This is a genomic window from bacterium (assembly GCA_026416715.1).
Classification (GTDB): Bacteria; UBP4; UBA4092; order JAOAEQ01; family JAOAEQ01; genus JAOAEQ01.
This window is the reverse complement of record JAOAEQ010000001.1, coordinates 120,162-146,290: the sequence shown is the minus strand read 5'-3', so window position 1 is coordinate 146,290 and position 26,129 is coordinate 120,162. Positions and strand designations below refer to the sequence as shown.

The following is a 26,129-nucleotide window of genomic DNA, read 5'->3' as shown; positions in this document are numbered from 1 at the left end:
GGCGGTTATTTTTTTATGCGATAACGTACCCGCAGCCAGAGGTCACAGTCAGCAAGATAGACGTCTTGTCTCGTTCCATCTTCAACGCCAGCAGGAATATTGAGTATGAACTGATGCCGCGAATATGGACTACTCCAAAATCCAAATCCGAAATATGCCGGTAAATCTATTGGGAGAACCCCCCCTGTTCTCGCTTCAGCTGGAGTTAGGATAATCTCTAAATCTTCCGTATGCGTGAAATGCGAAAACGAGAAATTTTCAGCAATAATTTCGTCATCCCAATCAAAATCAAATTCATCGAATGGGAAAACATCAAACACTTCATCCACCGAACTTGCAACCGGATACGATGAAATATGTTGGGCTAGCCGCTGTTCATCATATTGCTTTCGTTTCTGGGCATCACTCAACGTTTCGTAAGCTTCCTGGACTTCTTTAAATTTTTCTTCCCACGCTTTCGATTTACTTCCAGTATGCCGATCCGGATGATATTCTTTCGCTAATTTTCGGTATGCGGATTTAATCGTTTTTAAATCCGCATCCGGTTTGACCCCGAGCGTCCGATAATAGTCTTTCTTTTTAGGCATAGATTATCATGATTCAACCGGATTTTTACAGATTCATACCGATAGATATTCTATCCGTTTGGATCCGCTTAAATCCGTTTACGTATTGGGATATAGCTTAGCACTATTTGCAGATTACTCCAACTGGATAGTTACATAAAGATAACCACCATCGCGATAAATGCGTAATATTACCGTATCACCTTTTTTAAGTTTGGCAAGCGCCCGGTTGTAATCCGCAATAGTGTTAATTTCAATATCATTAATTTTCAAGAGAACATCACCCGGTTGCAAGATATCACTAGCAGGACTGCTAGAGTCTATATCAATAATAACAACTCCACTGGTTCGACGTAAATTCAGTTCACGCGCTATCTCAGGCGTAATGTTTTTCACAGTTAGCCCTAATTTATCAGGAACTGTTTCACTGGCTTCAGGTTGGGTCGTAGACAGTTCAGTTGGCATCTCCGCAATAGTCACTTGAAATTTATATGCTTTATGGTCGCGCCATATTTCCAGTTCAACTTTTTTCCCGACCGGCGTATTGCCGACTAGATTTCTAAGTTCACTCCCGTTTTTAATTGCTTTTCCATCAAACCGAATGATTACATCATCAGGTTTCAATCCAATTTTTGCTGCCGGACTGTTCTCCCAGACATTCGTTATCAATACTCCCTGTTTAACACCAAAATGTTGCGCTAATTCCGGGGTTAAATCTTGTAATCCGACGCCAAGATATCCACGAACAACTTTTCCTTTAGCGCGCAGGTCAATATAAACCTTCCGTGCAATATTTGACGGAATAGCGAATCCAACTCCAGCACTCTGCGGCGCCCCTTGGGTAACAATAAAAGTATTTATTCCAATCACTTCCCCTTTCATATTTACCAGCGGTCCCCCGCTGTTACCTGGATTAATCGGCGCATCGGTTTGGATAAAATCTTCATAATCCGCAACGCCGAATCCGCGCCGACCAAGTGCGCTAATAATCCCGTGGGTCACAGTTTCCGATAATCCAAAAGGAATACCGATAGCCAGCACATAATCACCGACATTAATCGTATCCGAGTCACCGAGTTTTGCTACCGGAAATCCGCCGCCAATGCGAGTAATTTTGAGTACCGCAATGTCTGTTTTCGGGTCTTTCCCAACGATTTCAGCTTTATACAGAGTACCGTCAGCAAGTTTGACGCTAATCTTATCCGCTCGGTCGACTACATGGTTATTGGTTAAAATATACCCAGCAGGGTCGATTATCACACCGGAACCAAGGTTGGTGACTTTCGAATCACGCCATTGGTCATCAAAAAACCGACGGAAAAAATCTTCACCAAAAAATTCTTCAAAAAACGGGTCACGACCGAATGGGTTTCGTATTCCCCGGAACGGCGATTTGATTATCTGTTCAGTATGAATATTAACCACCGCTGGTTTAACCGCAGCGACAATCGGCGCAAACGATTGCATTGAAGAACCGCTCGGAAATACCAGAGTCGGCTGATGCATTACCGCAGCGGTTTTCCCAATATTTTTAAACACGGATATGTATACCAACGCTCCACCTGCCAAACCGCCAATAAGTAACAAGATGATAACCAATAAAACCGTTTGTGCTTTTCCAAATTTATTCAACAGAGTATTCATATTGTTTTTCCTTTGTTAGATAATGGTAGATTAGATTATAGTATTTTATTTCAATTTATCATGGCTACGCTTTACTAAACTCTTCAATCAACTTCCGTTGTTTCGGAGTTAGATGCCGAGGTATTTCAACATTTATTTTAACAAATTGGTCACCCCTTTTGGAACCCTTAAGGCCGGATACACCTTTTCCTTTCAAGCGCATTAATGTTCCGGGCTGGGTTCCTGCGGGGATTTTCATTTTGACTCGGCCATCAACGGTTGGCACTTCAATTTCGCCACCGAGTAGCGCTTGTGCCAGACTAATTTTGACCGTGGTATAAATATCGTTTCCTTTGCGTTCGAACGTATCATGTCCCTGCACCCGAAAGGTTACATATAAATCACCGCGTGGACCACCGCTAATCCCTGGTCCTCCTTCCCCGCGAATCCGAATTCGGGTTCCATTATCCACGCCAGGCGGAATGGTAATGCGGAGTTTTCGCGTTCGGGTAGATTCTCCACGTCCCTGACAATCATAACATACATTCCCACCGATTTTCCCTCGTCCATTGCAGTAAGGACATGGTCGGCTTACCGCAAAACCACCGTGCGCAAATTGAACTGTTCCTCTTCCATGACAGTGCGGGCAATTCTGAGTTCTACTACTCGGTTGCAATCCGGTTCCGCTGCAGGTAGAACAAGTATCAGAGCGTGGAATTTGAATGACTGTGGTACCGCCGGAAATCGCTTGCAGAAACGGAATTTCGAGTTCAGTTTCTATATCTTGTCCTTTTTGCGGAGCATACTGCTGATATCGAGAGAACTCACCACGGTCGAAAATCTGACTGAATATATCACCTAATCCACCAAATCGGCCAAAATCATCGAATGAAAATGAGAAGTTTGCTCCGGATTGACCAGCGCCAGCAGTATATCCAGCATATTCCGGCCCATAGCCAAACCCGAATCCGCTAAATCCACGCGATTGCGCTTCCCGTAACTGGTCATACTGCGCTCGTTTCTGTTTATCACTTAACACTTCATACGCTTCATTTATTTCTTTGAACTTTTCTTCAGCGGATTTATTATTCGGATTGGCGTCTGGATGGTATTTTTTCGCTAGTCTACGGAACGCAGATTTTATCTGCGCTTCTGTAGCATTTTTATCTACACCTAATATCGCATAATAATCTTTCGCTGCCATTGACCACCTTAAACATCAGAGCAAGTATATAATATTATATAACAATTATATAACAATATAACTATATATTTCATTGAAATAAAATCATAGAATCTCAAAATAATCTTAAGCAAAAAATATACCTGAAAAATCTATGCTATTTTGTTAGAAATCTGAGGTGAAACCGACTCCGTTTTAAGTCAAAATAACAATAATAATATCAATGAATTATACTAAAAATACCCATCGTGATAATGAGATATATGAATGAATATTTTTTTGCCTGTTTATACTGTTATAATGGCAAAATGTCAATTATGCATACATTTCTCCCCTGAGTCTTGAATTTCCGGTTTTGACTGTAATGATATATAAAACATATAGATTTATGGTATACTATATAATCAAACCTACACGATAACAGTCGCCGAACTTATGTGAGACGGGGGAACCAAGTTTTAGGGGTGAATTGCTCATTGAGCATAGGGTTACTTTTCGACCCGAACCCGTCAGCTAACCTCGTAGGCGTGGGAAGGTGAGTAAACCTGCCTTAACTGAAACCAATGCACAATTACAATGATACATTACATACCTGCTTATACACTTCCCGAATTTTATAAAAGATAACCAGAATTGAGCGAGCATAAAACGTTACCGGTGTTAATTTTGTGTATCTCATTTATATAGCGTATGCTAAAAAAAATAAAAAATTTGATTATCGGCAGAGCGAAAAACCTTGAAGACCCGCATGTATTCCACCAAATTTCATTAATTGCATTTCTTGCCTGGATAGGACTTGGTGTAGATGGGTTATCCTCATCCTGCTACGGTCCGGAAGAAGCATATCGTGCGCTCGGAATGTATAGTCATCTCGGGATATATCTAGCGTTAGCGACTGCAGCAACCGTGTTTATAATTTCTGCTAGTTATTCGCAGATAATCGAACTATTTCCAACTGGCGGTGGCGGATATCTGGTTGCTTCAAAACTCCTCGGGCAATATGCCGGGCTCGTTTCCGGCTGTGCGCTTGTCGTAGATTATGTTTTAACGATTGCGATTTCTGTTTCCAGCGGTATGGATGCAGTATTAAGTTTTATGCCGCCGTTCTTTTTAGAGCATAAACTGGTTACGGCATTTCTGGTAATCGGATTTCTAACCATACTTAATCTACGTGGGGTTAAAGAATCAGTATTAGTTCTTGCGCCGGTATTTCTAACCTTCGTTATCACGCATACGTTAGTCATTCTGGTCGGTATTTTCGGACATACGAGCGCATTACCGGCGATGGTTGCTGAAACCGTGCGCGAAACGCAATATGGGATTCAGAACCTCGGATTTTTCGCTGTTCTAGTTATCCTCATGCGGGCGTATAGTCTCGGTGGCGGAACGTATACCGGGATTGAAGCGGTAAGTAATGGACTTCAGATATTGCGAGAGCCGAAAGTTAAAACAGCTAAACGAACCATGCTGTATATGGCAGTTTCACTCGCGTTTACTGCTGGTGGGATTATTGTTTGTTATTTATTGAACAATATCCATCCGCAGCCGGGCAAAACGATGAATGCGGTGCTTATCTCAACCGTTGCTGGACAATGGATTGTTCAAGGGATTCCGATAGGATATGGATTTATTATTCTCACCTTGCTCTCAGAAGCTTTACTACTATTTATTGCAGCGCAAACCGGATTCTTAGCCGGACCACGAGTGCTCGCGAATATGGCGCAGGACGGCTGGATCCCACGGCGATTCGCGCATTTAAGTGACCGATTGGTTACGCGGAACGGAATCATCCTGATGGGGTTAGCGGCATTATTGACGGTTTGGTATACCAAAGGGAATGTCAGCGTTCTCGTAGTATTATATAGTATCAATGTTTTTCTAACCTTTACCTTATCGCAACTCGGGATGTGTGTGCATTGGTGGAAAAAACGGCGGACTGAATCGAAATGGATTAAACGGCTGCTGATTAATGGCATCGGGTTGGTGATAACGACTGGGATTCTTTGCGCAACGGTTATCCTGAAATTTGAAGTTGGCGGTTGGGTGACGTTGGTTATCACAGTTTCATTCATTCTCTTCTGTTTATGGATAAAATCGCATTATACTGCGGTTCGAAAGGTATTCAAACGGCTGGATGCGATTCTCACCGACCTTCCGCTACCGGAACACCCGCCGAAACTTCCGCCGAAGGATCCAAAAGCTCCGACGGCAATCTTGATGGTCAACCAATTTAACGGGTTAGGTATCCATTCTATGCTCGCGATAATCAAATCGTTTCGAAAGCAGTTTACCCAATTCGTTTTCGTTTCCGTTGGCGAAGTTGATACCAGCAAGTTTAAAGGAGTAGAAGAACTCGACCGACTCCGGGAAGCTACCGAATCTGCTCTTAAAAAATATGTTGAAATAGCGAATAAACTCGGATTCTATGCCGAATACCGCTATTCAATCGGCACCGATGCAATTGATGAACTAGAAATCCTCTGCCGTGAAGCGACGAAAGAGTTTCCGAATTCGGTCTGTTTCGCTGGTCAGCTTATTTTCCCGAAAGAAAACTGGGCTACCCGCCAACTCCATAACCAAGCAGCGTTCGCAATTCAACGCCAACTACTTTTCCACGGGATAAATATGGTTATCCTCCCGATTCGCGCTATCGGATAAACGCCAACGAATCGCTCGATTCCCTATTGTTCTAGTTTCTAGGGGTTTTATTTATTTAACGTATTGATTTATATCGAGTTATACATTGATTGGATACTATCCGAAAAGAGCGATGAAACGAAGTTGAACCAGTGTGCCTTTAACCCACACTGGTTCTCCTTCGGTATCACAATAGGGTTAACTTGTTTAGCAAGAATCTACGATAAAACTGGAGCACTTCCTCTATACAAATCCGAATACCGAGTATTTAAACTCTACGGCAAGTAAACAGTAGTTAAAAGGAAAGGTTTTTATGTTTTACTGGTTGTCAGTTTGCTGACAACTGTTTTTTTCTTCCGGTTTGGAGACCAGCGGCATTCGTGCATGTTTGGTGAACGAGAAGGTTAACTGTTCATACCATGAGTCGGACGAAATCACCATCCGCAGGATTTGTTTCCAGAGTTCGACCGGCGGACCGAATTCCTGCCAATCAACCACCATAACTCGAACACCACGACGCCGCATCTCTTGAATCAACAGTTTATAATTCTTATCTAAATGCTGGAGATAATCAAGCGGAACCCCGACTTCTTCCTCGCGAGCACGCGCTTCCATCCGGCGATAGCATTCTTCCGGCGGAACTTCAAGGAAAACGAAAATATCCGGTGGCATAACATCACGACTCATATTCCGGAATACAGTCACATACAACTCATATTCTTCTGGGGTCATGAACCCACGTTCCATTGCGGTCGTTGCGAAAACTGTATCGCCATAAATCGGTCGGTCTTGCACCACGACGATTCCTTGTTCACCCCAGGCGAGTTCGACGGCTAACCGATGCTGTTCATACCGCTGCGTGAGCATAAACATCTGCATCGCAAACCCGCCACCGGTATTCTTGCCGGTGCGCAAATCATCGTAGTATCGGTTCAGGAAATGGGTGAATTTCGGATGGTGGGTCGGTTCTTCAAGAACTTTAGCTGGCCAACCACTTGCGGTTGCCGCTGAAGCTATCGCGTGACAAGCATTAGTTTTCCCAGCACCGATATTCGCATCTACCGTGATAAATAACCCTTGTTTCTTTAGTTTATGATTTTGAAGATTATTTTGAGCCATAATCTATCCCTCGAAAATTTATTCTCCGATGATTACCATTATATAAAGTTAGAAATGAATTTGTCAAACAGTTTTTTTACCTCAACGATATATGCCAATTAGAGATAATAGCTAAACGATGAGAACTCTCTCGATGTAAGTCGGTCGAATAAAAAGCTAACCACAATAACGCTAAACGGAAGCTTATAACCTATGCCACCTTGTTTTATTTCAATTCTATAACCATATCCATCGCTATATTCATTTTCATGGTCATATCCATTGGTTTCACTTGGGTTGGTATTGCCATGTTCATATTCATTTCCATAAACATATTCTGCGTATATTCAGATTTGATCATCCGCCCGGCATCAAGTGAATGTTTGACCTTTCCTAAAACCATCTGCTCCATCCGGTTAAACTTCATTTCCGGCATTGTGTCGTAACTATTTTCTGAATTAACCCTATCTAACTTCCAATCTTTAACGAGCATTTTCTCAAACAAAGTAATAACTGCATAGCGTTTTCCGGAAACAGTTTCGATACTTAATAACGTTGATTCTTTCATCACCTGCGCTGATTTTTCTTGCATAAACGGTAGTTTAATCTGGGTGGTTGATGACCAGACTTCACCAACGTTAACCGGATGCTCAGGCAGAACCGGCGGCATATTTTTGGTCATATCATTGAAGTCGAATCCACGACTTAGACCCGGCATCAATTCTTTTAACTGCTCCATCCCGCTGAATTCGAGCATTTGTCCGGTTTTAGTAACTTTCATCGAAATCGGTTGCCCCAAAAATGGGAACGGTTTCGTTGCGGATTTCGAGGAGAACATCAGCTGATTGTTTACACTCATCTCGAATTCTCCCGAGTTGATTGTTATTACGATTCGCTGACCCATAAACTCCATATTCTCAATTAATTTATCAAACATCATTTCTAATTCCGCAGTGCCGGAAGTATCAACATTTTTCGTGCTCATAATAATATACCCTTGCAAATTGAGCGTTATCGGCATAGAACTGGCGGTGAACATTCCGAAACGCTGGTTCTCTAACCCGCTTATGTTCATGGTTCCGTTGCCTTTTCCGGTCATCTGATATTTCATTACTTCACCTACCTGATAGTTATATTCTAAAACCACAGCTTTTTCCTGCGCATATGCTCCAACCAAAAAAACTACCGTCCAGATGATACTTGTTACTATAACGGATACCCTCATAAAATCTCGCCTCTTTCTTTAAATTTTAACTGATTATTCCAACGAGGATTGTAACATTATTTTCTCTATTTCAACAACAATAAGAGATTATAAAAAATCGAAGATAGATAGACAATATTCATATTTTTATAGTAAACTACCATACAATATAACATTTTGGGATAATTCAATCAAAATCTACTATCAGATTCTTCGGTTTTTATGTTCGGCTTTGCACGAAATTAGGAGATGCAGGGTTAACCCCATCAGGATTTTGTATGTACCGGCTCTCCGAGCTGAACGCAAGACTATTCACGAATTGGGGCTCATACACAATTTGGGTCTAATAGGATTATGGCTATGAAACGAACGGTTTTAGCAGTATCAGCGTCACCAAGAGCAAAATCGTTTACCGATAAAATACTCTCGCTGTTTCTGGAAGGGATGGGGGAAGATATTGAACTCCATAAATTCTATCCGCATCGGATGAAAATTAATCCGTGCACCGGCTGTTTCACTTGCTGGCTGAAAACCCCTGGCGTTTGTGTCCAGCAGGATGATATGACAGAAATTATGAAATGGTTCAACACGGCAGATGTAATTATTCTCGCAAGTCCGCTCTATGTATTCGGATTCACTGCCCAGATGAAAACGGTACTTGACCGGTTAATACCAAGTGTTGAATGCTATATCACTACCAATGAAAAGGGATTCTCTTACCATAAACGACGTTTGCAGAAATCCCAGAAAATGGTGCTCATTTCATCTTGCGGATTCCCTGAAATCGAGAATTTTGAGGTTTTGAAGCAGCATTATTTAGCAGTGGTTAACCATTGGGGAGAAGATGCTGGGATGATTTTGATTTCCGGTTCTGGTGCAGCGAATATTCCCCATTTCTTTGACGAGAAATATAGGCTGATTCGGCAAGCCGGAAAAGAGCTGGTTGAATTCGGTAAGGTTACGCAGGAGACAATGGATAACATCGCGTCTGAAATTATCGACCGACAGGTATATCGGGATATAGCGAACGCTGCGTTTAAAGGCGGATTAAAAGGTAGCATCAAAACGATGGTAAAATCTCTCCAAGCGGTTCGTGAGAAAGATAGTCGTACCCAACGATAATTTTGCATTCTACAAAAATAAAGTAAACTATAAAGTATCAGTTGAGATTTTAAGTTCAAAAGGATATATGGTCTATTTAGGTATTGATATTGGGTCGGTTAGTGTCAAGGTGGTAGCGCTCGATTCAGCGCAACAGATTATCTTCCATTCATATACTCGGCATCACGGACAACCGATTCCAACGGTCATCCAGGGTCTTTCCCATCTTCCGATTCCGAACTCTAAACTTTTTCTAGCGTGCACTGGGTCAGGCGGAAAATTACTTGCTGAAATTCTCGGATGCTTGTATCTGAACGAAATTATTGCAGTAACTAAAGCAACAGGCTTACTCTATCCACATCTGCGAACAATTATCGAACTCGGCGGAGAAGATTCTAAATTAATCTTACTTGAACCGGAAAATAATGATGAAAAAGTCCGGTTGGTTGATTTCGCAACGAATACCATTTGTGCTGCGGGAACCGGATCGTTTCTCGACCAACAAGCGCATCGCCTTGGGATTTCCATAGAAAAAGAGTTCGGAGAACTCGCATTGAAATCAAAAAATCCACCGCGAATTGCTGGACGTTGTAGTGTCTTTGCAAAAACTGATATGATCCATCTGCAGCAAATCGGAACTCCGGACTATGATATTGTTGCCGGACTTTGTTATGCGGTTGCGCGGAGTTTTAAAAGTATCATCGGTCGCGGAAAATCGTTTCAAAAACCGATAGCATTTTATGGTGGAGTTGCGGCGAACGTTGGAATGGTTAGAGCATTCGAATCAGTTCTCGAGCTGAACCCCGGAGAATTGTTTATCCCAGAATATCATGCAAATATGGGAGCAATTGGCGCTGCGGTTACCCAGGTGACATGTAGCAAATACCAAGCACCATCACATGATGTAGGAACGATACTCAATACTCTTGAAAAATATCTCGCGCAGCCGAAACGACCGAGAACTAGTTGGAATAAACTGCACCAACTAAAGGATGACAGGACGAAAGCAGAAAAAGATGAACTAGCAAGATTACATCTGAGTGCAGCGGTCGACCCGATTATAGATGTATTTCTCGGCGTTGATGTCGGTTCAATCAGCACGAATGTTGTTTTAATTGATAGAGATAAAAATGTCGTTGCCCGCCGATATCTAATGACTGCTGGACGACCGATAGATGCCGTCCGTCGCGGTCTCGAAGAAATTGGAGAAGAAGTTGGTAGTCGAGTTCGGGTTTGCGGTGCAGGGACGACCGGTTCTGGTCGGTATCTCATCGCGGATTTTATCGGAGCGGATATTGTTCGGAACGAAATTACTGCTCAAGCGACGGCGGCAATTCATTTTGACCGAACAGTAGATACCATTTTCGAAATCGGTGGGCAGGATTCGAAATATATTAGTCTAGATGATGGTGTCGTAGTAGATTTCGAGATGAATAAAGTTTGCGCTGCAGGCACCGGTTCGTTTCTAGAAGAACAGGCGGAAAAATTAGGGATTAAAATCGAGAACGAATTCGGGAAATTAGCGTTATCTGCAGAACAACCAGCGAAGTTAGGTGAACGATGTACCGTGTTTATCGAATCCGATTTGATTTACCATCAGCAGGAAGGTGCAAGTAAACCGGACTTAGTTGCCGGGTTAAGTTATGCGATTGTATATAACTATTTGAATAAAGTTGTCGGCGATAAACGGGTCGGAAATAATATTTTTTTCCAAGGTGGTGTCGCAGCGAATCAAGGCGTGGTTGCCGCATTTGAACAGGTTACCGGCAAAAAGATAACTGTTCCACCACACCATGATGTAACCGGAGCAATTGGCGTCGCTATATTAGCGATGGAATTACAATTGGAAAAAAGCAATTTTAAAGGGTTCGATTTAGCGAAACGGAAGTATGAACTTTCATCATTTACCTGCAACGGTTGTGCAAACCTTTGCGAAATAAATAAGGTGAGTATTGAAGGAGAACCGCCGTTATTCTATGGTTCACGGTGCGAAAAATATGAGGTTGGCCGAAAAAAAGCGGTTGTTAAACTGCCGGACTATTTTGCAGAACGTGATAAAATCTTACTAGGAGGTAACGGGCAGAAATCTGAGGTTAAAACGTCGAAGTCAGCAGGTAGAAAAGATTTAACTGTCGGTATACCTCGTGTGCTTCATTTTTATGAATACTTCCCGTTCTGGCGAGAATTCTTTACGCAGCTTGGGTGCGACGTGGTGGTATCAGATAAAAGTAATACGCAGATTATTCATGAAGGAATTGAAACGGTACCCGCAGAAACCTGTTTTCCAGTAAAACTTGCGCATGGGCATATTTTAAATCTATTAGAGAAACAAGTTGCTTACCTATTTTTACCGAACATAATCAATCTTTGGCGAGAACCAGACCAAAAATTTGAACTGAACCATTACTGTCCGTATGTCCAATCATTTCCGCATCTGGTATATTCCGGCATAGATTTGGAAAAGTATCCGGTGAAAGTATTGCAGCCGGTAGTTCATTTTCAACGGGATAAAAAACAACTCCTGAAAGCATTGGCAGGGGTCGGGAAAGCGCTCGGTAAAAGCATAACCGAGGTTGATGAAGCTCTATCAGCAGCGATTGCTGCGCAACAAAAGTTCTACCAATCAATTCGTGCTGCAGGAACGCGTGCACTGCAATCACTTACACCATCCGAAAAAATGCTTGTTCTGGTTAGTCGGCCGTATAACGGCTGTGATCCGGGATTAAACCTCGATATACCACGGAAACTCGCACAACTTGGTGTGAAGTCTATCCCGATTGATTATTTACCGCTTGAGCAAACGGATATATCTACGGAATATCCGGAAATGTATTGGCGGTCGGGACAACGGATTCTTGCCGCAGCGGAATATATCCGGAATCACCCGAATCTCTATGCGCTGTATTTAACCAATTTTTCCTGTGGTCCGGATTCGTTTATTACCCATTTCTTCAAACAGAAAATGTGCGGAAAACCATATCTGCAAATTGAAGTTGATGAACATAGCGCTGACGCTGGAATTATCACCCGCTGTGAAGCGTTTTTGGACAGCTTACGGAATTATGAAGCTAGAATGGATCGGCTAGAAGTTAGTGGTCAAAATCAATCGCGTTCCGCAATCGGAGATAGAGGTGTGACTATTTTACAAGTAAACGTACAAGTAAACGGTGGGCGAACAATTTATCTGCCGTATATGTGCGACCATGCATTTGCGGTGTGTGGAGCGTTTCGCGCAGAAGGGATTCCGGCAGAAGTTATGCCAGAATCGGATGATACAACGCTGGAGTATGGCCGAAAATATACCAGCGGGCGCGAATGTTTCCCCTGTATCGTAACAACGGGAGATATCGTCAAGCTGGTAAAAACACCTGGATTCAATCCGGAGAAATCAGCTATTTTTATGCCAACCGCTGAAGGTCCCTGTCGGTTCGGACAATATTATGTCCTCCAGAAAAAAATATTAGCGGAATTAGAACTAGCAGATATCCCGTTTATTACGCCTACTAGCCGAAATTCATATAATGGACTTAGTCAAACGTTTCGGCGTCGCGCCTGGCAAGGAATGGTTGCTATAGATCTCTTGATTAAACTGTGCTTGCATACTCGCCCATATGAGAAAAATCCTGGCGAAACGGAGCGGGTATATCGCTATTACTTAACGCAAATTAGTCAAGCAATCGAGTCGAAACAACCACTAGAACCAGTATTAATCGCTGCTCGTGATGCGTTCCGCCAGATACCAGTCAATCGTGATATCAAGAAACCATTGATTGGGGTTATAGGCGAAATTTTTATCCGATGGAATCGGTATAGCAATCAGGATTTAGTCCGTAAACTCGAATCGCTCGGCGCAGAAGTTACCATTGCCCCAATGGTAGAATGGATATTCTATACTAATTTCATCCATAAAAGGAACCAGTGGATTGAAAAACGATACGGGAAGTATATTACTGCGCTACTTCAAGATTGGGTACAGAAAAAAGATGAACATCGGATAGCCAATATTCTGGCGGTAGATTTAGCAAATGCTATCGAACCGGATACAGAGACGATTATCGATTACGCTTCGTCATATCTAGTTCCGGATTTTGAAGGGGAAGCGATTCTAAGTATTGGGAAATCGCTAGATTATATGCAATCCGGAATAGCGGGAATCGTTAATACCATTCCGTTCACCTGCATGCCAGGAACGATAGTACAAGCTATCCAGAAACGATTGAAACAGAAATACCCAGAAATCCCGCTACTTACCATTGCGTATGACGGTACCGAAATTGCCGCAGTCCAGACCCAAATAGAAGCATTTATGTTCCAAGCGAAAGCGAACATCGCTAAATCCAAATAACAAAAACCCAATTTCAAATACATCATTTAATCATTTACCATTATAATTATATTTAATTTAGGTTTTTGGTGTTGGATTTTGAATTTATGAACAAATGCTATGCGGCGGTTGTTCTTGCTGGAGGCCGAATCACCGGCGAATACGCACGGGTTACCGGACAGACGATTAAAGCATTGATTCCGTTCAATGGTAAGACCTGTTTATCTATAGCATTGAACGCATTGCTGGGTAGTAAATATATTAATCAAATTTATGTTGTCGGCCCGCCTGAAATTAAATTTGAGGAATCTGTTGGTCGTTCCTACCAGTTTATTCCTGAAGGGGAATCTGGCGAAGAGAATATTTTTCGTGGTGCGTCAGCAATCTCTTATTCCGGCAGGTTTATCATCTGCTGTTCGGATATGCCGTTTATTCAGAGCCGAGATGTAGATGAATTTATCGAGCTCTGCCCAGAAGATACTATCGCCAATTATCCGATTTTTCTTAAAGAAATGATAGAACGAACGTATCCTGATGTTAGACGGGAATATGTGTATTTGAAAGATGGTGCATATACCGGTGGGAATTTGTTTCTGGTACATACGGATTTGTTCACGCAGTATCAAGAACTTATCACGGCAGTATTCCGGGCGCGAAAAAGCCAGTTCCGAATGTGCCGACTACTCGGTATTACGTTTATAGTTCGGTTTCTCTTTCGGCAATTAACGGTTACGGATATTGAGAATAAGGTTAGCGATATTCTTGGCGGGAGAGTGAAAGCAATCCTAAACGCTTCACCGAATCTGGGTATGGATATAGATTTACTGCATGAATATTATACCGCCCGAGAAATAAGCGAACAGAAAAGATAAATGAGAAAAATTTCTACCAAGTTTCAGCTTAGGGTTTTTGCTATTGATCGCATCACTATCTCCCTGCAATAATTCCTGATAAATTAGGGATAATTTATCTGACGAAGCTTCAGCGAAGTCAGACTTTCGACTGAATTCGGGTCGAACAACATAATGTATTATATCTTTTTCTTTCTTGCATATCCGAGCAGCAATCCCAATCCAAATATACTTATCCCAGAGACAATCGCTCCTAACCAGAAAGTAAACGGTGAAAAAACAAACTCGATTTGATGTTCACCTTCAGGAATCGGCAGTGAACGAAGCAAGGATTTATACACGCCGATTTGCACCGGTTGTCCATCTAATTTCGCTTTCCAACCGGGATAGTATATTTCACTAAGAATTACCGAACCCGGAGCTGATGAAATCACCTGCAGAATGATACGATTTGCGCTATGGTGAACCACCTTAACGGTTGCAGTTGAATCCCGCGCATCGGTTTGTCCGGATACAACCCACGCACGGGGATATGCTCGATTGAACTGATATAGTACTTTATAACCTGCATCATAGACCAATGATAAACGTTCATTGTCAATCGGGAACGGTGAAATGATATATTTCACATTCAGCAGTTGCCATAAGGTTTCGTTATCGAATCCGGATGCTTTCCAGAACTGTTCATAATGATTCAACGGGAACGATTGATATCCATAAACGCTTTGGATATGCGGCAGAATCCATTTATTGCTAATCATTTCGTTCCCTAACGGTAGAATCCGATATGGGGTTTTATCTTCTTTCAATTTTTCTACAATCGGGTCGTTATAAACGAACCGTTTGAAATCCGCAAGTCGCATTGTCTGCAGATAGGGTGCATGTGCAGTTCCTACATCGAAAAGAAAGATTAGGATAAGGGAAAGATAGGCTGCGGTTAACAATCGATATTTTCGACCCAATTTTGGTTGCTGGCTATTATCCGTAAGATTTGAATTTCTGTTCCCCTCGTCTGGAACCAAGTAGAATAACATTAGATTAAACTGCAGACCAATGATTGTGGTAAAAAACAGAAACCGGGTGATAACCAGTTTGAAATGATTAAAGTGCGGTTTTGAATTTGGTAATACGAGAAACACAAAGATAAGAAACAAAATCAAACTTAATCCGGTCAATAGAATAAAGCAAATCTTCTTTTTTTTGTCCTTTATCCTTGGTTCCCCCATTGAACTTTCGGAGTAAACTTGGTACATAATATATTCCACGCCCGTTCCGGCGAGTATAGCTAACGAAAATGAAAAGAGCAATAAAATCTCTGCAGGTACCCGTAGCCATTTCAATCCGGGAATGAATTGATATACCAGCGGATAAACCGGATTAAATTTGCCTAACGATAAGAAGAGAGAAAAAAGCATCAGCCCGAGAAAAAACCAAACATATTTTCTACGCGAATAAATCAATCCGATACCCGCTAATAAAAACGGTAGAACCCCGAGATATTCACTTAACGTTCTCGGCGCATTGAACCGACCGATATACGGTATCACCCCTGCTGGTGAAAAGAACCGTCCGAGATTGAGATAAGAACTTCCGGAACCGAGTCGGACTTGGTCACCAAACGGACTGACCAGAATCATACTTAACCATTCTTCCGGTGGGAACGATGCTTCCGTCGCTTCCTGATAAGATAAACCTTTCGCTCGGGTTGACCATTGGGAATATTCGGCAAATGGTAGCCATTGAACCGCAGTTAATCCGATAGCTAATAATGCCAGGATCATTAGATATTGGAATACCTGGTTTCGAACCGGAGCATACAGGATTTTGAATCGAATGAAGTAGAATATGAGATAGAAAAAGATGCCTATCCAGGTATAATAGCAGACCTGCCAATGGGTAGAAAAAATTTGGATACTGACCGCTATCGCTGTATAGATGAACCAAGCTAGTTTCTTCCGATGTAATGCTTCAGCGAAAAAATAGAAAATAACCGGAATCAGCGATGCGGCAACCAGTTTCATGGTATGTCCGGGATAGATTAACGTAATCAAGTTACCGGAAAACATAAACGTTATACCGGCGATGACTCCTGCAGGTCGGGATAATCGCAACGTTCGGCAGACTCGGTAGGTGAAATATCCTGCGATAAAAATATGGAGATAATAAATCAGATTAATTGCAAGTTCCTGCGAGCAGAAGATAAGAAATAGTATAGTCGGATAAAACCAGGCAAATGAACCGTTGGCAAACAGCGGCATCCCCGAATAGATATACGAATTCCATAACGGCAGTTGACCGGATGTAATCAGTTCGACACCAAGCTGGTGGAACGGTAAGAATTGCCAGAGATAATCTTCTCCGAAATAGATTTTACCAGTAATCAGCGGGTAGCCGAAAAAAAGCAACGGTAGGAATAAAAATACCAATACCGGATATAGACCTTTGTTCATATGCTTATAAAAGCATACGGTATCAGGCGATGTTTTGTCTAGATGATTTAATCCGATTTTATCTCGAGCAAGGATGAACGAGCTCGAGCTCGTTCATCCTTGCTTCGAAGGTACAGCTTTCTTTAGTTGCTATAGAAAGGGGGATAGCCGATAAGCAACTACCGTAATGGCAGGATGCTAGACTTCAATAAAATCTTTATGAAACCAAACTCCAGACGCTGGAGTTTGATGGTTAATGTTAATCTTATATAAGAATCCGTCTAAAAGAACGTGCTATAAATTTTATGGAGAACGATCTATTATTAGGGTCGAACCTATTTTTTTGCGAAGATGGTTTTTTTATAAAGCGAAGCAAGTAACTCGTATCCAGCAGGGCTAAGATGAACGCTATCAATAGCGAGTTCTTCTTTTAGTTCCCCTTTTTCATCTAAGAATTTCGAATATACATCCAGCCACTTCGCGCCGTATCGTTTCGCTACCTTTTTCCCATGGATATTGAATTTGATTATATCCGGATTTTTCGGTGCAAATTTTAATCGCACTGGGAGAACTGAAATACACCAGAGTTCGGTTTCCGGTAAATCTTTTCGGATTTTCCAAACCAGATATTCATACTGTTGCAGTTTAACCTCGAACGGCGTTCCTGCACTAAACAGCAAGTCGTTGATGCCAATCATCATAATAATCATTTTCGGATGCAGGTTATATATCGTCGATTCCAAACGGTTATAGACTCCATAATGCCGAATACATCCCATGGTATCTCCGCCGATACCGCGATTGATAACTTTAAGATTCGGGAAATATTGTTCTACTGGAAATCGGTGGGTTAGTGAATCTCCAACAAAAACGATTCCGCCTTGTAGCTTGCTCATATCTTCGTGAGCAAACTCTAGTATTCGCTGTTTGGCGAAATCAGAGATTTTCTCTTTTCCTGGAGCATTTGTTTCCATCGGAGTAAACCCGGCTGGCGGCGAGGGAATAGCTCCTCGTTTCGTTGCATTCATCGTTGAACATGACATAAGAATTATACAAAATATTATATGGAGAGAAATTATCTTCCTTTGCGTTATGGACATAGTAAATTCAACATAGCAGATTTAATCCTGAAACTAACTCAATGAAATATTCAGGTTAAATCCCGTTAGACTTCTCACTATTTTGACTCGAGTTAAACCTCGGGACTATTCATCTATGATTCTTACTGGAGCACGTAACAATTTCTTTTCCGCTTGATGCCGTTTATTCGCGAGGATTTTTTCTTTAGCGCGTTTCGACCGTTTCCGTTTCTGCCGCCGGATTCGTTCCCGTTCCCGTTCCCGAGCGCTTTGTTCACCTAACTGTCGCGCTTCAATTTTATCTAATAAAATTCTCCGTGCAAGATAGCGATTCAACGCTTGCGAGCGTTCCTGTTGACACCTAACCGATAACCCGCTCGGCTGATGAACTAGAATAACGCAAGTTGACGCTTTGTTTAGACGCTGACCACCTTTTCCGGAAGAGCGAACGAAAGTTTCAGTCAGTTCCTCTTCTTTAACTCCCAGTTGATTCATCCGGTCATATAATTCTTTTTCTTTCGCTGGAGAAACCGGAAAGCGTCCCATAAACAAAAACAAAAAAAAAGACAATGCAAACCATTGATAACGGATACAAACAGATACCTAGGGTAACGGTTTGCATCCGTATGAATTGGCTCGAATCGCTTTTGGTTAGAATAAGAATATCGCTGCAGCAACTACGGTTGTCCAGAGTCCATCTTTATGCCCTTCAGCGGATTGGGTAACATTGGTTGTGCGAACAATTTTCCGACTCATTTTCCAGACTTCTTTCCGTGCATCCCAATGTACTTCCGTATCGTATTCAATTCCTAACGTCGTCGCTAACATACAGGCGGCAAGGTCTTCCGCATAATCCCCAGCATCTTCACCTGTCTGCCCGAATGCATGATGTTCACTCAAATATCCATGCTGAGTCACATCCGCTGGTATCGCTAATCCAACCGAGGCAGCAATTAACCGATTCGGTTCATTCGTCGCATTCTCGCTTAATACACAGAAGGTTATCTGTCCTGGTTGTAATAATTTTATCCCCTGGTTCCGTGAGATGATTTTACATCCCGGCGGAAAAATACTCGACACCCGAACGAGATTGCATTTCTCAATTTTCGCATCCCGTAACGCTAACTCGAACGACTGCAGTTTCTCACGATGTATCCCAACTCCTTTAGTCAGAAAAACTCGAGTAGGTACAACATCCATTCTAGGGTATTATTCTCCTTTCTATAAAAAGATTACGGTGATTTATTCCACCAAATGCAACGATTATTGTGTATCGGTAAATACACTATACACAAAATTTCTATGGATGTAAAGTAAAATTTTTAAATTTATTTATTTCAGTAATTTCGTGGTTACCATTGTTGGGAATAACGCATAGAATTGTACAGCTTTAACCAGATGGTCGATAGGAATATGGTCATTCGACGTATGCGCATGAATTTCATTTCCTGGACCAAAGCCGATCGTCGGAATTTTAAACCTGCCCATGGTGGTAACACCGTTAGTACTAAAAATCCATTTGCTAAGTTTCGGGCGTGTCCTGCGGATTAGCGTAGCGGTTTCAACTCCGATTTGTACCAGCGGATGATTTTCTTCCAGCACCCAAGTTGGAAAATATTTTTCTGTCGGCAATAAATAGCCGGTATAACTGGGCTTTAGATATTGGAGAACACTTACTTTAGCCTCGGTATTTTTCAATAATGATTTAATTTCAGCGACTGCGCTTTGTTTAGTTTCTCCAATCGTCAAGCGGCGGTCGAGATATATCGTGCACTGGTTAGGTACCGCATTGATTGATGCAGTCTGACATTCAATTTTGGTTACGACCACCGTCCCTTTACCTAAAAATTTATCGGATTTCAATCGTCGATTCAGTTTCTCTATTCCTTGAATAATCGGGGTCATTTGATAGATAGCGTTTACGCCACGTTCCGGCGCACTCGCATGACAGGAAACACCGGAAGTCGTAACCTGAATTTCCATCCGGCCACGGTGCCCGCGATAGATATCCAGATTCGTCGCTTCACCGAGAACAACGTAATCTGGTTTCAATCCCGATTGCCCGAAAATGTATTGATAGCATAACCCATCACAATCTTCTTCCTGAACGCTCCCAACTACATAAAGGGTAAACTTCTGGTCTAACCCGAATTGTTTAATCAATTTCCCAGCATATACCATGCTAGCAATCGCCCCTTTATTATCTGAAGCACCGAGTCCGTAAACATTCCCATCTTCAACTTTCCCTTTAAATGGGTCGAACTGCCATGCGGCTCGGTTGCCGATCCCGACAGTATCAATATGCGCATCGTAGAGAATCTTTGTTTTTCCGATACCAATCTGACCGATGATATTCCCGAATTTATCTGACCATACGGTATCAAATCCGACGTGGTTCATTTCTTTTTTAATTCGATCTACCACCTTTTTCTCATTTCCACTTAAACTCGGTATAGCAATTAATTCGCGCAGGAAACGAACCAATCGTGGTTTTTCATGTTCTGCCTGTTCCGATAGTTTTTTCACTAATGCTTGCATGGTATCAATGTTCCTTTCCTCATCATATTATAGTAACCAAAATTATTCTTAAATTATTATATCCTATATTACTCTCGTCCAATTAAAAATATGATGGTAAAAAACTGATAAAATAAGGGGTACACTTTTCGCGCTACCTCCTCAATTTTTCTACTCGGTTTTAGTTGAGGGTATATCCCAATTTATCAGGGATATTCACGCAATAGTAGTGGTCTGCCGGATACTGATAGCCCCGAGCGCTATCGTTCGGTTGCAGGAGCGGTCAGTGTAATGTGCGGCGGAGAAGAGTGATATGTTCTCTATAGGATTTTATCGGAAAAATATCCAGCCAATCAATCCACTGCCAAGAATTAACCAGGTTGGCGATATTTTTGTCCTAATCACAACGAGAAATGTTAGCAAACCGATTCCAACGGTAGCAATATTTATTATTGCTGGTTTTGATAACATAACCGCAGCGGCTGCAAGTAGTCCGACTACAGCAGCATTTATCGTCGGTAGAATATGTTCCATAAGATGCGACCTGCGATACCGTGCATAGAACCTACCGGCAAGATAAACTACTACTACTGATGGGAGAAAAATCCCGATGGTTGCCGAAACCGCTCCAGGGACTCCAGCAAATTTAAATCCGATAAAAGTCGCCATGATTGCTACCGGCCCCGGGGTGACTTGTCCAATAGCAGCAGCGTCAAGAAACTGAGATGGGGTTAACCATTTTAACTTGGTAACAAACTCATGATGCATTATCGGTATCATACCATACCCACCGCCGAAGGTAAACAACCCAATTTTCATAAACTGAAAACAAATATATAATAGCATTCCGAAATCAGTATTCATAAATTTACTTGCTTCTTACCGCATACGTTCGGAATAAGGCATATACTCCGACAACGATAAGAACTAAAATAGGATGTAGATGAAAAACCGCTACCGCAATAAACACTATTCCGCAGATTATACCCTGTTCTATTTTTTTAATACAGGTTCTCGCTAGTCGGAAGGTCATCCCTAAAAACATTCCAACTACAGCTGGAGCGACCCCGGTTAACATTGCGCGAATATTCTCGAGATTTGCAGTATGATAATACACTGAAGCTAACAGCAAAACGATGAGAAACGCTGGGGTGACTAGTCCGGCGATTGCTGTCAATAACCCTGGGATTCCATGCAAACGATATGCAATAAATGCACCGATATTAGTTATCATTACTCCGGGTGAACTTTGTCCGACCGTGCAGGCGTCAAGGAATTCGTCGTGGGTAATCCATTGTTTGCGGGTAACCAATTCGCGTTCCATAACCGCAAGCATCGCATATCCACCACCAACAGAAAGAATCCCGATTTTCAGGAAGACGATAAATAATTGACGTAACGTTGGAATTTTCGAATTCATTATTATAGTTAAAATATAGAATGAAAACCGGTATTCCTGCTTTTTTACTCCAACGCAATTTTCTCAGTAATAAATGAATAGAAAGCTGATTCGTTCTGAATAGCGATTCTGATTTCTAAAGCGAAAAAAATCGCAGCATCGTTATCTGATTTTGTGAGTAATTGACAGAGTTTAACCGCATCTTTCAGCGTGGTAATCAGCATAGTGCATTGCTGTTGTTTCGCTAAATCAATTAGGGTTGCGATATCACGTTCGCGATAAACATAATGGTCTGGATAAGGAATATACCGTTTAACTTCCAGGTTACATTCTCGTACTGTTGCTAAAAACGATTGCGGCTGAGCGATCCCAGCAAATGCGATAACCGGTTGTCCAGCACATTGCGAGATATTGATTTGTTCTTGCGTGCGAAGATTACTCAGATATACCGGAACCGTTTTTGCTAGAAAAATCGGAACATCCGGTGCAACCGTATGGAGCTGATTAAGCAAAGACGTATATTCTTTATGCAGGTTCGTTTTCGTTACGATAATCGCATCCGCACGCGATAACTGCGTGATTGATTCTCTTAATAACCCACGGGGCAGACAATAGCTATTATCGAATGGATTCGTAGCGTCTATTAGAACAATATCTAGTGTTCGGTGAACCGATAAATGACTAAATCCATCGTCGAGAATAAACAGTTGAGGTTGTAGCGTTTTAAGTGCAAATTCGCCAGTCAGCTTTCTTTTTCTCCCGACGATGATAGGAACGCCCGGTAACGATTTTGCTAATAGATACGGTTCATCACCTGCGGTTTTCCAATCACAGCGTAGTTGCGTATAATCGGAAACAACCGTTACTTTAGCGAGGTTTTGTTTTTTATACCCACGACTTAATATAGCGACTTTTATATCCCGCTGGTTGAAATATTCCGCTAACATTCGAACCACCGGCGTTTTCCCGGTTCCGCCAACAGTGATATTCCCTACCGAGATAACTGGAATCGGGAATTGTTTTCTTTTCAGAATATTCTTGCGATACAACCAAACTCGAAGGGTTATCACCGCTGTATACCCGAGCGATAAGAAATAGAGTACCAGACGGAGTATTCGTTGTATGAAGGTCGGTCGTTCGTTATGAATGAGATTGAGATACCAGTTGATTGATTGCATAGATAACTCTTTATCAAATTAGCAATATAGGATACAATAAGATAAATCAAAATGACAAAATAAAAATAATAAAAACGGCTCTAGAAGGAAAGAACAGAACCACAGAAATCGGTAAACACCACGATAACGATTGAGAAGAAGGAGATGAAAGAATATGGAAGTATCCCAGATAATCGGGCAAGTGTTAGCGCCAACAATAATGATATCCGCATGTGGATTGTTACTGTTAGGCCTACAAAATAAATATTCAAATATTATCGACCGGATTCGCTCGTTAAACGAAGAACGGCGGAAACTTCGCGGTCAGCAATTAGATGAAACTAAAGAGAAACGGATGGCAAATATCGAACTGCAAATCCCACGATTGCTCAATCGGGCACGATTGGGTCGTAACTCGATTCTGTTTATGTATATCGGAGTATTATTCTTCGTATTAACTTCGGTATTTATCGGAATTGATATTCTGTTTAGCGAGTTCATCAATTTAGAATTATTAACTTCCGGTCTATTTATGATTGGACTCGGGTTTGTTTTCGTTGCGGTGGTCAATGCGTACCTTGAAATCCGACAGGCGTATGATATTATTCTTATCGAAGTTTCGGAATTAAATATTCCAAAAGAGAATTAATCTTTTGTCAAAAAGGGGCAAAAAATACGGTCTGAGCTTGGACTGAACCGGTAACCTATATTACAGTTTAATGAGAGAATTCGAGATTAAGTAGTTCTACGGAAGTAGATGATTTTAGTCAAAAAATCGCAAGATGTTCAAACTGGCTGCCCCGCTAGGATTCGAACCTAGTCGCGCAGCTCCAAAGGCTGCTGTGCTACCAGTTACACTACGGGGCAATCCTAATGCTATCCACGATTACATTTTGCTTTGCTATTTCCGACGCTGTTATTAAAAAAATTAAGCGCATAAACTCGGAATGGTTCCTAACCGGGCAGGTATTCTCTAGGGATTACGGAGTCTCATTCCGCCTGAACTATTACATTCCTTTCAGGACTTACTTTTCTCAATAGCTAAACGCCGAACTTAGCCTAGAATAAATAAATTTTACCATGTTTAAATAAACTTGCGCAAGCGAGTATTATTGTTACGATGCGGTTTTCAGGTTAGACCTTAAAACAACTCTCGGTTAAAACTGAGCCGAAGATTTCAAATAAATGTACCAATCTCAATCAAACAGATTCCCCAGTTTATTCTTATTGAAATTCTAGCCGATGGTGAAGACAATGGTGGATATACCATCCTATGGTTTTAATCCCAAATTTCCTAATTCCGCAAGACTTGATATAAGAAACGAGTCTCTCCCATTATAAAGTTTAGGTTAACGACTAATGCCGAAAATGGCGAATCCCGGTGAAAACCATCGCGATCCCTGCTTCGTTACAAGCATCAATCGAATCCTGGTCGCGTTTTGAACCGCCAGGCTGAATGATTGCGACAATGCCTGCTTTTGCCGCTTCTAGAACGCTATCATTAAACGGGAAAAATGCATCACTCGCGAGAACCGCTCCTTTAACTTTATCACCAGCACGCGCGATTGCATGCCGAACCGCATCAACTCGGTTAGTTTGTCCCATACCGAGTCCGAGCGTAACATTATCTTTCGCAATCGCAATCGCATTCGATTTGAGATGTTTAACCACTTTCCAAGCGAACTTCATGTCATTGAACATTTCCGAAGTCGGTTGCGTTTTAGTTACCACCGTTAGTTTCCGTTCATCAAGCAGTAACTCATCTGCTGTTTGAACTAATATTCCACCACGGACGTGACGAAAAACCAGATTCGTATGGTGAACGTTACTATTGGAACCTGTGAAATCCGTGGTTAAAATCCGTACATCGGGTTTCGTAGATAAAATGTGTTTTGCGGCGGGTGTAAGTTCAGGAGCAATAATTGCTTCTAAAAATTTTTTATGCATTTTCTGTGCGCAGGTTTCGTTAATAGCACAGTTGAATGCAACGACACCACCGAACGCAGAAACCGGATCAGCGGATTCAGCTCGCTGATAAGCTTCAGCCGCATCGTTCCCAAGCGCTACACCGCAAGGATTGGCATGTTTGACAATTACACACGCTGGAGTATCAAATTCGAGCACGCATTGTAACGCCGCATCTAAATCGGAAATGTTATTGAACGATAATTCTTTCCCCTGAAGTTGGGTTGCGGTAGCTAAACTTGGCGAAATTGGGGTTAAGGATTGGTAGAACGCCGCGGATTGATGCGGGTTTTCGCCGTAACGGAGCGATTGTTTTTTCGTAAATGTTAATTCGAGTAATTCCGGAAAATCAGATTCTGATACTAGCGTATGTCTGGATAAATACTCTGCAATAACCGCATCGTATCTGCTGGTATGCGCAAACACTTCTTTCGCCAATGCTAATTTCGTTTCTATAGATAAGGTACCCTGACGAGTATGGAGTTCTGCAAGGATTTCTTGATATCGAGCGGGATTGCATAGCGCTGCTACATTCCGGAAATTCTTAGCGGCACTGCGTAACATTGCCGGTCCGCCGATATCAATCTGTTCTATCGCCTGTTCGAGAGTAACCGCCGGATTTACAATGGTTTTTTCAAATGGATATAAATTCACGACAACCATATCGATATATTGGATGTTCTGTTGAGCAACCTGTTTCTGATGTTCCGGATTATCCCGCAACGCTAGAATCCCGCCATGAACTTTCGGATGTAACGTTTTAACTCGGCCATCCAACATTTCTGGGAACCCGGTAAATTCGCTAATCTGTTTAACCGGAATCCCTGCGTTCATCAGTTCTTTTGCCGTTCCTCCAGTCGAAATAATTTCTACTCCTAATTTGGTTAATTCCGTAATAAACGGAATTAAACCAGTTTTATCTGAAACACTAACTATCGCACGTTCTATTTTTCGTTCCATATATTTTCAATAATAATTCAAACGGATTATTCCGGA

The 26,129-nt window shown here is 41.9% G+C and carries 18 protein-coding genes, 1 tRNA gene, 1 pseudogene and 1 riboswitch; of the genes and pseudogenes, 5 read left to right on the top strand and 15 right to left on the bottom strand.

All coding sequences use genetic code 11. The annotated features are described in order from the left end of the window. Positions 1 to 374: 374 nt before the first annotated feature. From N3A72_00575 to dnaJ, 3 genes and pseudogenes are all read right to left on the bottom strand, one after another. Positions 375 to 587 (bottom strand): annotated as a pseudogene (locus tag N3A72_00575) (DnaJ domain-containing protein). Between the two features lie 114 nt (positions 588 to 701). After that, positions 702 to 2,210 carry a Do family serine endopeptidase gene (locus N3A72_00570; protein ID MCX7918104.1) on the bottom strand — a complete coding sequence of 503 codons (1,509 nt, stop codon included), beginning with the start codon at positions 2,208 to 2,210 and terminating at the stop codon, positions 702 to 704. Positions 2,211 to 2,274: 64 nt separating this feature from the next. Continuing rightward, the gene (gene dnaJ / locus N3A72_00565; protein MCX7918103.1) at positions 2,275 to 3,393 is read right to left on the bottom strand and encodes a molecular chaperone DnaJ; all 1,119 of its coding nucleotides are present in this window, start codon (positions 3,391 to 3,393) and stop codon (positions 2,275 to 2,277) included. Positions 3,394 to 3,787: 394 nt separating this feature from the next. Next, positions 3,788 to 3,915, top strand: a riboswitch (cyclic di-AMP (ydaO/yuaA leader). A gap of 147 nt (positions 3,916 to 4,062) precedes the next feature. Between dnaJ and N3A72_00560 the strand changes: the two genes are divergently transcribed. After that, positions 4,063 to 6,030 carry an APC family permease gene (locus N3A72_00560; GenBank protein ID MCX7918102.1) on the top strand — a complete coding sequence of 656 codons (1,968 nt, stop codon included), beginning with the start codon at positions 4,063 to 4,065 and terminating at the stop codon, positions 6,028 to 6,030. 297 nt (positions 6,031 to 6,327) lie between these two features. On the opposite strand, the gene N3A72_00555 is transcribed toward N3A72_00560, so the two are convergent. Then, positions 6,328 to 7,128, bottom strand: coding sequence for a deoxynucleoside kinase (locus N3A72_00555; protein MCX7918101.1), 801 nt, complete (start codon positions 7,126 to 7,128; stop codon positions 6,328 to 6,330). A gap of 205 nt (positions 7,129 to 7,333) precedes the next feature. Further along, complete coding sequence (locus N3A72_00550) at positions 7,334 to 8,332, bottom strand: hypothetical protein (GenBank protein MCX7918100.1); 999 nt, start codon at positions 8,330 to 8,332, stop codon at positions 7,334 to 7,336. A gap of 333 nt (positions 8,333 to 8,665) precedes the next feature. On the opposite strand from N3A72_00550, the gene N3A72_00545 reads away from it, so the two are divergent. From N3A72_00545 to N3A72_00535, 3 genes are all read left to right on the top strand, one after another. Further along, positions 8,666 to 9,433: a flavodoxin family protein gene (locus N3A72_00545; GenBank protein MCX7918099.1), complete on the top strand. Its 768-nt coding sequence runs from the start codon at positions 8,666 to 8,668 to the stop codon at positions 9,431 to 9,433. A 67-nt stretch (positions 9,434 to 9,500) separates the two neighbouring features. Next, positions 9,501 to 13,757 carry an acyl-CoA dehydratase activase gene (locus tag N3A72_00540; GenBank protein ID MCX7918098.1) on the top strand — a complete coding sequence of 1,419 codons (4,257 nt, stop codon included), beginning with the start codon at positions 9,501 to 9,503 and terminating at the stop codon, positions 13,755 to 13,757. A gap of 86 nt (positions 13,758 to 13,843) precedes the next feature. Beyond that, positions 13,844 to 14,608, top strand: coding sequence for a nucleotidyltransferase family protein (locus N3A72_00535; GenBank protein MCX7918097.1), 765 nt, complete (start codon positions 13,844 to 13,846; stop codon positions 14,606 to 14,608). 158 nt (positions 14,609 to 14,766) lie between these two features. Here the strand turns inward: N3A72_00535 and N3A72_00530 are convergent, their stop codons facing one another. The 8 genes from N3A72_00530 to lpxK all read right to left on the bottom strand — a co-directional run bounded on the left by N3A72_00530 (position 14,767) and on the right by lpxK (position 23,189). Beyond that, entirely contained in the window at positions 14,767 to 17,037 is a 2,271-nt protein-coding gene (locus N3A72_00530; protein ID MCX7918096.1) for a YfhO family protein, read from the bottom strand. A 314-nt stretch (positions 17,038 to 17,351) separates the two neighbouring features. After that, positions 17,352 to 18,059, bottom strand: a complete 708-nt coding sequence (locus N3A72_00525; protein ID MCX7918095.1) for a GDSL-type esterase/lipase family protein — start codon at positions 18,057 to 18,059, stop codon at positions 17,352 to 17,354. Between the two features lie 162 nt (positions 18,060 to 18,221). Further along, on the bottom strand, positions 18,222 to 18,641 hold the full coding sequence (locus N3A72_00520; protein ID MCX7918094.1) for a peptide chain release factor-like protein: 420 nt from the start codon (positions 18,639 to 18,641) through the stop codon (positions 18,222 to 18,224). Between the two features lie 105 nt (positions 18,642 to 18,746). Then, complete coding sequence (locus N3A72_00515) at positions 18,747 to 19,295, bottom strand: arginine decarboxylase, pyruvoyl-dependent (GenBank protein MCX7918093.1); 549 nt, start codon at positions 19,293 to 19,295, stop codon at positions 18,747 to 18,749. A 132-nt stretch (positions 19,296 to 19,427) separates the two neighbouring features. Then, positions 19,428 to 20,633 carry a YgeY family selenium metabolism-linked hydrolase gene (locus tag N3A72_00510; GenBank protein MCX7918092.1) on the bottom strand — a complete coding sequence of 402 codons (1,206 nt, stop codon included), beginning with the start codon at positions 20,631 to 20,633 and terminating at the stop codon, positions 19,428 to 19,430. A gap of 309 nt (positions 20,634 to 20,942) precedes the next feature. Continuing rightward, positions 20,943 to 21,476, bottom strand: coding sequence for a chromate transporter (locus N3A72_00505; protein ID MCX7918091.1), 534 nt, complete (start codon positions 21,474 to 21,476; stop codon positions 20,943 to 20,945). A 4-nt stretch (positions 21,477 to 21,480) separates the two neighbouring features. Beyond that, the gene (locus N3A72_00500) at positions 21,481 to 22,032 is read right to left on the bottom strand and encodes a chromate transporter (GenBank protein MCX7918090.1); all 552 of its coding nucleotides are present in this window, start codon (positions 22,030 to 22,032) and stop codon (positions 21,481 to 21,483) included. Positions 22,033 to 22,076: 44 nt separating this feature from the next. Then, on the bottom strand, positions 22,077 to 23,189 hold the full coding sequence (gene lpxK / locus N3A72_00495; protein ID MCX7918089.1) for a tetraacyldisaccharide 4'-kinase: 1,113 nt from the start codon (positions 23,187 to 23,189) through the stop codon (positions 22,077 to 22,079). A 154-nt stretch (positions 23,190 to 23,343) separates the two neighbouring features. Between lpxK and N3A72_00490 the strand changes: the two genes are divergently transcribed. Continuing rightward, positions 23,344 to 23,817 (top strand): DUF2721 domain-containing protein, encoded by a 474-nt coding sequence (locus tag N3A72_00490; protein MCX7918088.1) that lies wholly within the window; start codon positions 23,344 to 23,346, stop codon positions 23,815 to 23,817. Between the two features lie 143 nt (positions 23,818 to 23,960). Here the strand turns inward: N3A72_00490 and N3A72_00485 are convergent. Together N3A72_00485 and purH are read right to left on the bottom strand one after the other, a co-directional pair. Continuing rightward, positions 23,961 to 24,035: transfer RNA gene (locus N3A72_00485), tRNA-Gln, on the bottom strand. Between the two features lie 489 nt (positions 24,036 to 24,524). Further along, positions 24,525 to 26,093 carry a bifunctional phosphoribosylaminoimidazolecarboxamide formyltransferase/IMP cyclohydrolase gene (gene purH / locus N3A72_00480; protein MCX7918087.1) on the bottom strand — a complete coding sequence of 523 codons (1,569 nt, stop codon included), beginning with the start codon at positions 26,091 to 26,093 and terminating at the stop codon, positions 24,525 to 24,527. Between the last annotated feature and the right edge of the window lie 36 nt (positions 26,094 to 26,129).